Raw genomic sequence first — 9,183 nt, 5'->3', positions numbered from 1 at the left:
TTCCCTGTCCCGGCGGTAAAACCGGTTGCGCTGAAAATTGTCTGGAATCTCTATAAGCACCTGACGATTCCGGTTATCGGTGTCGGGGGAATCATGAATGGCAGGGATGCGATTGAATTTCTCATGGCAGGAGCCACTGCGGTCCAGGTGGGAACAGCTAATTTCATCAACCCTTGTGCGATGATTGATATCCTCCGGGAGATCCGCAGCTGGATCTTCCCATGATCACGCGACCCATTTCCCGCCAGTCAGGCAGCCTCGTTGGAAGCTGGCTCCAAGTGTTCGAGGTATTGCTCCGTCACAGGCTTGAAGGCGCTTTGGGGCGGCAGCATGGCCTTGACTGCGGAATAGTCCTCAGGAAATGCATCCTCACGCAGAATTGTGATGTCATTGTGCAGCATTTGCAGCTTGCCATCAGAACCTGCTCCCCATTTGCCGTGCCACACGTAATCGGCGAACACGTAGCCATGAAATGCTGGAAGTGCCGGCCAGTAAGCATGATAAATTCCGCATCTGCGACCGGATCTGGCCTTGTTTCGCTCTTCGATGAAGTTGTGAAGCGCTTTCAGGTTAGGCACAAATGCCTCAGAGCTGCTCGCCGGGCTGAGACCTTGGGTTTTCAGCAGCCGCCCGACCTTAGGATCCATGGTTATGATGTAGATGTCGTTAATCGGGAAGCCACCGTCGCAGTCCCAGTCTTTGTGAGTCAGCAGTGGCCGGGCCACCCAAAGATCGCCTGCGGAGATGTACAAATCGGAAGGTGCCTTCGCCTGGGAAAGAATCCCCGACATGACCGGCAGGAGGTTCAGTAGATCTGTCCTTTCGAACCTCAGCTTGCCTGTCTGGTCCAGTTCAGTGACTTTACTTTTAATATTGGTCACATCCACCAGGTCAGGCTTCTTGATCGCCTGCTTCAACATCTCCTCCTGCAGGATCGCGTCGATGAACAATGCTACGTTGCCAGCTGCTACTTTGCGCCACATTCCAGCCGGCCAAATTTTCGCCTCGCCCTGAAGAACAGCCTTGTTCTCGTCTGCCATGTCGCAGATGCCCCGGAACACCACGAAAGGAACCGGGCATTCTCTGTGAATACATGCCCGCGCCACGCCCGCGCCCTCGGTTTCGATCACTTTGAACTCGCGGTTTGCCATGCGGAGCGGCAGGTTTGAACTCGCGACGACAAGACCGGAAGCGAAATGACAGTCATCAAATTCGGGCGTGTCCCGTGACTGTTTTTTCCGTGCCTCGTCCCGTTTCAGCCGGTCCGCCTCTATCATCCCTTCTGTGGAACCTACAGGCTCACTGCTCAAGGCTTCCTCCTTATCACCGGAACAAGCCTCTTTCCAATCAGCGATCACGGCTGGGTTGATTGTCGGGATGTTGCAGATCACGTTCACCAACTTTTTGGACGCCGCAAACTGGCGGTTCATCAGTTCAAGGTAGTAACCCTCCTCCTGCGCCCTGATCTGCTTGCCGGGTTTGGCATCAGTCTCAACGGTCTGCTCCTCCCCCTTTTGCGCACATCCTTTCCCAACGTCGTCCGCCCGAGACGTGTTTCTCCCCCGAGTTGACACTTTGGACGCATCGGCGATTTCCGCCACCGCACGCGACACTCCCACATCCCCGAGCCGCAAATCATCAGGGTGAAGCGACCCCCCCAGCCCGATGCAGAACACGGCCTTGGGCTCGACGATGTCAATAGCGCGGGCAGTCTGCTCCAACGCAGGTTGGTTCCCCATCTCCTGAAGTCGGGTGACTGCCGCCCTTATCCCATGCATGTCCCGATGATAATACACATCCGTCCCGATCAACTTGGCCTTCCACTGGTTTGCCCCTCCCCACTTCTCGAGAATCGTCTGAAGTTCCTCCCGCAAAGGGATCACGATCAACAAATCGGCTCGGTTAGTCAGGCTACCTTTCGAGTGCCCGGTGGCTGAAGCGGTTTCCGTCAGTGTCGTTGGTGCTAACTGGAATTCATTCATGACAGACGAACGTTAAATGGAGGCCCATTGGCTGGAATGCGTGGTGATATCGTTCGACACCATTGTCAATGCTCGGTGTTGGGTCGCCTCCAGTGTCCGACCAGCCTACGAATGACCGTGGAAATGCTGGTAATTATGGCATCAACCAAGTTGAGTCAGTTGCGGGTAATCAGCACTTTTGCCAGTGATCGCAGAGTCTCTTCTTCCCGCGCGTGTTTTGCAAGAATGTCGGCGATGCGATGAATCTCCTGTTGCCGATTCTGGATGCCATCCTGAAGTATTCGAATTTGTTCACTCATGGGAAGGGACGCGGATAGTGCAACTAGCTGAAGACGCTCATTAATGAATTGAATCAGCCATACTGTCAAACAACCGCCCTTAACCCATTCCTCCCTGTTGATCACGCCGCTTTCTTAGCCTCCTGCACGGCAAGGATGCGCAGGACCGCTTCATTGAAGGCTTGTTTGAAGGCTTCGTCCTGGCGGAGTTGGTAGAGTTCCATGTCGGTCTTGCGTTGGGCCAGCACGGCTTGATTGATGAGGTCGGCGAGGGCGATCTCGCGGTTCTGCGGATCGGCTTTCACCACTTCGGCGTAGCGGGCGTGGTTGCGGACGCGTTCGACGATGTTCACCAGTTTCACGCGCTGTTCTTCCGGCGTGGCGCTCCACGCACTGAACCAGCGTTCGTTGAAGGCGGCGATGATGTCGTCGAGTGGTTCGCGTTCTTCTTCGCCGCCGTGATGGCCGCGCACGTTGGGGTTTTGAGGATCGAGGGCGGTGGGCGAGGCATCGAGACCGATGTGCTCGTTCAGGCGGACGCGTTCGAGGGCGTAGGTGCTTAGGTCCACGCTTTCCAGCAGGGCATCCACCTCCTTGTCTTTGTCCTTCACCTTGAGCTTGGGAATGAGGAACTTCAGGAACCAGTGCAGCTTCTCCCAGTTCAGGTTTTCAAAGGGGATGATGCAGGCGAGCTGGCCGTAGATCTTCACGAACTGCTTGGCCTTGATCTTGAAGTCGATCTTGTCCTCCTCGTCTTCGATGAGATCAAAGCGGGCCACGCAGTGATCAATGATCGGGTGGAGCTGTTCGGGCGGGGCTTTCTTGAAGAAGGCTTCGTTGAAGCGGTCCACGTCCTCCTGGTTATAGACCTCGGCATCGTCGAGTTCGTCCTTCAGGTCGTGCAGGACGTTGATGTCGGTCGGTTCGCTGAGACTGGTGGCGGTGTAGAAGGGATCGAAGGCGTCCTTGATCTCCTTTGCCGTGTTGTAGAAGTCGAGGATGAAGGTGTTCTGCTTCGCCATCTTCGGGTTGCACCGGTTCAGGCGGGAGAGTGTCTGCACGGCCAGCACGCCTTGCAGCTTCTTGTCCACATACATCGTGTGCAGCAGCGGCTCGTCGAAGCCGGTGAGGAACTTGTTCGCCACCACCAGCAGGCGATAGCCGGGCTTCTTGAGGTTCGTGCGGATTTCCTTCTCGGGGAAGCCGTTCAGGCTGTCCTCGGTGTGCTCGATGCCATCCACCACCTTCTTGCCGGAAAAGGCGATGATTGGCTGGAAGTCGGCGTTGGCTTTCTCCAGCTCTTTGCGGATGGCTTGGAAGTAGCGGATGGCGCACTCGATGTTGCGCGTCACCACCATGCCGCGTGCCTGCCCTTTGAGCAGCTTCGGCTTCACCACATGATCCATGAAGTGGTTCACCATCAGCGCGGCCTTGGTGCCGATGGTCTGCTTGTGGGCTTCCACATAGGCGCGGAGCTTCTTCTGCGCCTTGGCGCTCTCGAAGCGTGGATTGTCCTCGATGGACTTCTGCACCTCGTAGTAGCTCTTGTAAGTCGTGTAGTTGGCCAGCACGTCGAGGATGAAGTCTTCCTCGATGGCCTGCTTCATGGAATACAGGTCATGCGGATCAAAGCCGGGGCCAGGGACTCTCGCCTTGCCGAACTTCTCCAGCGTCGCGGGCTTGGGCGTGGCGGTGAAGGCGAAGAAGCTGGCGTTCTTGCCCATCTTACGTTTGCCCATGGCTTGAAGCATCAGGTCCTGCCAGTCTTCGGGCTCTTCCGCGTCCTCGGTGGCACCGATGGCTTGATTCAGCTTGTCGGCGGCCACACCGCCCTGGCTGCTGTGGGCTTCGTCGATGATCACGGCGAACTTCTTGTCGCTCATGTTGGCGATGCCATCGACGATGAAGGGGAACTTCTGGATCGTGGTGGTGATGAGCTTCTTGCCCTTCTCCAGATGGCTCCGCAGATCGGCGGCGCTTTCGGCGTGGGCGATGAGGTTCTTCACCTCGGAGAACTGCTTGATGTTGCCGTCGATCTGCTTGTCCAGCACGCGACGGTCGGTCACCACGATCACGGAGTCGAAGAGGTTCGCCTGCCCCGTGCTTTCGTAGAGTTCGATGAGCTGGTAGGCCAGCCAGGTGATGCTGTGGCTTTTGCCGGAGCCCGCGCTGTGCTGGATCAGGTAGCGACCACCCACGCCTTCGCTTTGCACCAGACGCAGGAGCTTCCGCACCACCTGGAGCTGATGGTAGCGGGGGAAGTAGAGGATGGTGCTGGTCTTCTTCGTCTCCTTGTCCACCTCTTCGACCACCTTGGCGAAGTGCTCGATGATGTTGCACAGGCTCTGCCGGGTGAGGACATCCGTCCACAGGTAGGCGGACTTCGGGCCGTCGGGGTTCAGCGGATTGCCTTTCCCGGCTCCGTTCGGCTGGCCTTGGTTGAAAGGCAGGAAGTAAGTGCCCACGCCATCCACCTTCGTCGTCATCCAGACCTCGTCAGGATCGCCGGCAAAGTGGACGAGGCAGCGGCGGAAGTGGAAGAGCGTCTCGTTCGGGTCGCGGTCCTCTCGATACTGCTTCTTCGCGTGGTTCACGTTCTGGCCGGTCCACGGGTTCTTGAGTTCCAGCGTCGCCAGGGCCAGACCGTTGATGAAAAGCACCATGTCCACCGACTTCAGCGGATCAGCCACGGAGTAATGCACCTGCCGGGTCACGGAGAAGCGGTTGCTCTCAAAGGCCGCCTTCACGTCCGGGTTCAGGTCGTTGTAGGGCAGACGATAAAGGAGCTTGAGGTGCGCATTGTCCACCTCCAGCCCCTTCTTCAGCACGGTGAGGATGCCATCCTTCTTCAGCTTGCGGTGCAGCCGCTCCAGCACCTGCCGCTTCCAGTCCGGCTTGTGATGCAGCTTGGCCAGTTCCTTCGCCTGCGTGCTTTCCAGGAACTGCCACAGCATCGCCTCATCCACCGCGAACTCCGCATTGAAGTCGCCCGGCTTCCCACGCTTCCAGCCGTTGCCGCCGTAGTCCGGCGTCGGCTCTTGAAGCACTGCCTCCTTCGCCGCCACCGTCACACCGCCGGTCAAGGCGCGTTCAATGCAGGCTTCCAGGGCGGCTTCGGTGGTTTGGGAGGGCATGGGCTAATAGGTTTGTCACAACCAATCGTCCGACATGTTCAAGCGTTCGAGAATATTGGAGGCAAGCGTTTTGAAGTCTGCGTAGGCATCTTGCACAGCGTAGGAGTGTGCGCCGAGAGCACCATCCGCCGCTTTGAGGTCGAAGATAGGTTTCCGGGCTTCCATGGCCATCGGGACCAGCGAACGGTAGTGCTTCAGCATCGCGATACGGTGCGATTGGGGATCATCATCGTTTTGTTGAAGCCCTTTTTGGCCGAGGATGTATTCGGCATACGTTTCAGGAATTCGTTTTGCCCAACGATCGTAAGCTTTCACAACCGTGTTGGCGTCACGAAGACCAAATTGCAAAATAACATAACCGAGAGCCTTCAAGTCACCAGACGGCAGTTTCAAGTCGTCTGCCGGGTTGTGAGCAAGACGAGTCTTCCATTCCTGCCGCCAGCGTTTCAGAGTTGGCCCCAAGTTGCGCAGTCCCTGTAGCGAGAACAAATCTGGAGCTAGGGGAAGCACAATGGCATCAGCGCAGATCAGCGCAGCACGATTGATGGCCCCCAGGTTGGGGCCGACATCCAACAGCACTACGTCAGCCTTACCCGCGTTGGCAACGTTTTGGATAATCCGATAAAAGGCGCTCGTCGTCCTGAAGGCAGGTTCTTTGCCATCCAAGCATTTCCCCCACGCTTCGGAAAGCTCTGCTTCAAACTGGGCCAGCCCCAGGTCTCCAGGAATCAGCCAAAGAGTTGACCGGATCTGCTGAATGGGTGTCGTGGCAATATCTCCGGTTCCCTTGATGATGGGAGCGAGGGCTCTCATGATGCTGAGTCCCGGCCCGGATTCGGTCCAAATCTCCTCAAGTTTATCCTCGGGCAGGAACATCGAAGTCAGATTGGCCTGAGGGTCGAGATCAGCCACCACAACGCGTTTCCCCATGCGGGAAAACATCCACGCCAGATGATAGACGAGCGTGGTTTTGCCCACGCCGCCCTTGTTGTTGAAGAAGGCAATGGTTTTCATCGGAGGGGATGCTTGCGGATGATGGCGAGGAAATCATGCATTGCCGTGGTGAATTCCACATCAGGGCTGCCGTTCTCTTCCAGACTGCGGCGTGCAAGCCGGATGCCGTAGCCAAACCTGTTAATGTAGCCAAGCGGCTTCATCGCCTCGGCCAGGATGGGGTTGCGGTAATCATTTCGGCTGGGGAACTCCTCCCGTGCCAGCCCGTAAAGGCTGCCGGGATTCTGAATCTCAATTCGATCGTCAAAGATGTAGAAGGTCGTCGGACGGTTGAACTCGTAGTCGCGGTGCAACACCGCATTCATGAGCAGCTCGCGCACAGCTGTCTCCGGGTAATCCCAGATCAGCTTTTCCGTGAGAACAGAGTCTTTCACGGGACGCTGCGTGAAGCGGGAGCGGATGAACATGTTGATCTCCCTCAGCAGAACGATCAATGGGCCGGTAAACATCTTTTCCTCCAGCGCACCATCCTCCATCTGGAGGCCGCCAAAGCGGACAAACTGCACATAAGCGCCCGGAAAGTAGTGAAGCGGGTCCTTTCCAAACAGAAGGACTCCTGCGTTGGTGGGGCATTTCTTGATTGGATTGTAGAGTCTCAAGGCGGCGAGCTGCTCCTCAAGGCTTCGACCATTCTCCCGGATCACCTCCGGGTCCACGGCCTCGCGGCGGTAGGTGTTTTGAAAAGCATCCAAATCCAAGTCCGAAAGCGCCGCTCCATGGCAAGGCCCCGCGTCAAAGGTTCTGAAATGAACACTTCGACGTTCACTGAGCCTGCGTTCCTCAGACTCGCTAGCCGTGGCCTTGCGGGGGCCCACACGGATGTGGATGCGGCCCCGGTAACGAACCGGCGGCAGATCACTAGGCTGCACTTCCACCACGAGGAACTCTCCTCCGCTTGGGTGAGGCTGTTTGTAAACGGACAGCATCGGCTGCGGCAGGATTTGCCCGTCATCCCGGTAGCTGGCTAACTGCTTCTGAATCTCGTCGGTGGCCACGAAACCCGGTGATAACGAGCCGTCGTCCTCCACCCCGATCAGCAGGTAACCCGGTTTGCCATGGCCGGGCATGTCGTTGGAAAAGGAGCAGATGGCCTCCCGGAACTTGTCGTTGTTCGTGATCGAGCGGGTCCGCTCGATCCGGTCGGCTTCGGTCGAGGTCAGGACTTCTTGAACTTGTTCTGGGGTCAGCATGGGCGGCAGAATACGCTGGAGCGGGCAGGAACGCTAGACTTTGATCTTCCCCGTCACCGCGTGGGCGATGAGGGTGCTGCGGAGGGTTTGCAGGGTTTGGATTTGGGATTCGACTTTTTGCCCCAAGAGCTGGAAGGCGGCTTTGAGTTCGGCGACGCCTTTCATGATGGCCGCCTGCTCGCTAATAGTCGGCAGAGGGATCGAGATGTTTGCGATCATGGCCGTGTTCAGGTTGTCCATGGTGGAGCCGACGGACTGGAGCGTGAGCAAGGCTGCAATCCGATGGTCTGAGAGCACTTGAACCAGATAGGCAGGATCGAAGATGCCCGTTTTGGGTCGGAAGAGCAGACTGCCGGTGCCGCACAGCCAATCGCGTTCGACCTCGGTCACGAGAGCGCATCGGCCGAGTTCGCCTCGACGAGCAAAGACGATGTCGCCGGGCTGGAGCTTGTGGCGGCCAAGGATCGTCGCTTTCCTCTCGCTTACAGCGCAACGCATGTCTGGCACAATGGCACCGTCCTTCATGTGGCTTGGATTCACCACGGGAACACCGCCTTCGACGTATTCCTCGGAATGAAGCTGGCTGCCAAAAGGTCCAGTCTGGATCATCGAGGCTAGATGACGCAGTTTCATCCGCTGCCAGTGGCGCGGCATCGAGGTTAGCCACTCGATGCCGGAGTCTTGGTTCATGGTGCAATCTGCCATCCACTGCGAACCTGTTTATAATCCCTTTCATCTTAAACCCCTTCGTGAATAAGGATGACAAAAGATGACGATGGACTATGCGGCGCGGCTGAATCGGCTGCGTGACGCGGCAGGACTCAACAGCGGCGCGGTGGATGCGGTGATCCTCGTGCCGGGGACGAATTTCGTCTACTTCATGGGCTTGGAATTTCACCTGAGCGAGCGCCCGACATTGGCGATCCTCACCCGCGACGGCTTGAGTATGATCGTCCCGTTCTTGGAAATGCCGAAGCTGAACGACCGCCCTGATCTGGGTGTGCGTCCGTTCGCGTGGCGCGATGAAACCGGCTACGCGGGTGCGTTCGCGGAAGCGGTGGATGCACTCAACCTGCACGGTAAGCGGATCGGGGTGGACGGCTTGACGATGCGCGTGTTTGAACTGCTGGCGCTGCAATCGGTTGATCCAACACTTCAGGTAAGCGATGTCCAGCGGGCGCTGATTGGGGTGAGGGCGCGCAAGACGGCAGAAGAAATCGCAGCGATGCAGCACGCGGTTGAGATCAGCGAGGGGGCGCTGGGGAGACTGCTCGAAGAAGTGGAACCGGGCATGACCGAGGTGCAGATCGCGGCGCGGCTGGATGCGCTGATGATGGAACTCGGCGCACATGGGAAGGCGTTTGGCACGCTGATCCAAACCGGACCGAACAGCAGCAACCCGCACGGATCAACGACGGAACGGGTGCTGCAAGCCGGGGAATTCCTACTGATCGACTGGGGGGCGCAGTACGACGGCTATCTCGCGGACTTGACGCGGACGGTGTGCATTGGTGAGCCGAGCGCGGAGATGCAGAAGATTTACGACACGGTGCTGGCTGCCAACGAGGCGGCGAAAGCTGTGGTC

The 9,183-nt window shown here is 57.7% G+C and carries 8 protein-coding genes; 2 read left to right on the top strand and 6 right to left on the bottom strand.

Translation table 11 applies throughout. From position 1 onward, the window contains the following. On the top strand, positions 1–225 hold a 225-nt coding region (locus tag IAE77_RS00945), incomplete at its 5' end, for a nitronate monooxygenase (protein ID WP_294220480.1). Between the two features lie 23 nt (positions 226–248). Here IAE77_RS00945 and IAE77_RS00940 read toward each other — a convergent pair. The 6 genes from IAE77_RS00940 to IAE77_RS00915 all read right to left on the bottom strand — a co-directional run bounded on the left by IAE77_RS00940 (position 249) and on the right by IAE77_RS00915 (position 8,288). Then, a complete protein-coding gene (locus IAE77_RS00940) occupies positions 249–1,982 on the bottom strand; it encodes a hypothetical protein (protein ID WP_294220478.1) in 1,734 nt (577 codons plus the stop codon). A 155-nt stretch (positions 1,983–2,137) separates the two neighbouring features. Next, positions 2,138–2,281: a hypothetical protein gene (locus IAE77_RS00935; RefSeq protein ID WP_294220475.1), complete on the bottom strand. Its 144-nt coding sequence runs from the start codon at positions 2,279–2,281 to the stop codon at positions 2,138–2,140. A gap of 101 nt (positions 2,282–2,382) precedes the next feature. Beyond that, entirely contained in the window at positions 2,383–5,394 is a 3,012-nt protein-coding gene (locus tag IAE77_RS00930; protein WP_294220472.1) for a type I restriction endonuclease, read from the bottom strand. 15 nt (positions 5,395–5,409) lie between these two features. Then, positions 5,410–6,408, bottom strand: a complete 999-nt coding sequence (locus tag IAE77_RS00925) for an AAA family ATPase (RefSeq protein WP_294220469.1) — start codon at positions 6,406–6,408, stop codon at positions 5,410–5,412. After that, entirely contained in the window at positions 6,405–7,598 is a 1,194-nt protein-coding gene (locus tag IAE77_RS00920) for an ATP-binding protein (protein WP_294220467.1), read from the bottom strand. Before IAE77_RS00920 ends, IAE77_RS00925 begins: the two co-directional genes overlap by 4 nt. A 33-nt stretch (positions 7,599–7,631) precedes the next feature. Beyond that, positions 7,632–8,288: a restriction endonuclease subunit S gene (locus tag IAE77_RS00915; protein WP_294220464.1), complete on the bottom strand. Its 657-nt coding sequence runs from the start codon at positions 8,286–8,288 to the stop codon at positions 7,632–7,634. A gap of 79 nt (positions 8,289–8,367) precedes the next feature. Between IAE77_RS00915 and IAE77_RS00910 the strand changes: the two genes are divergently transcribed. Continuing rightward, the coding region (locus IAE77_RS00910) for a Xaa-Pro peptidase family protein (protein WP_294220461.1) at positions 8,368–9,183 on the top strand (816 nt) is incomplete at its 3' end.

Origin of the sequence: Prosthecobacter sp. (assembly GCF_014879935.1) — a bacterium.
GTDB lineage: Bacteria > Verrucomicrobiota > Verrucomicrobiia > Verrucomicrobiales > Verrucomicrobiaceae > Prosthecobacter.
This window is presented reverse-complemented; position numbering and strand designations above follow the sequence as displayed.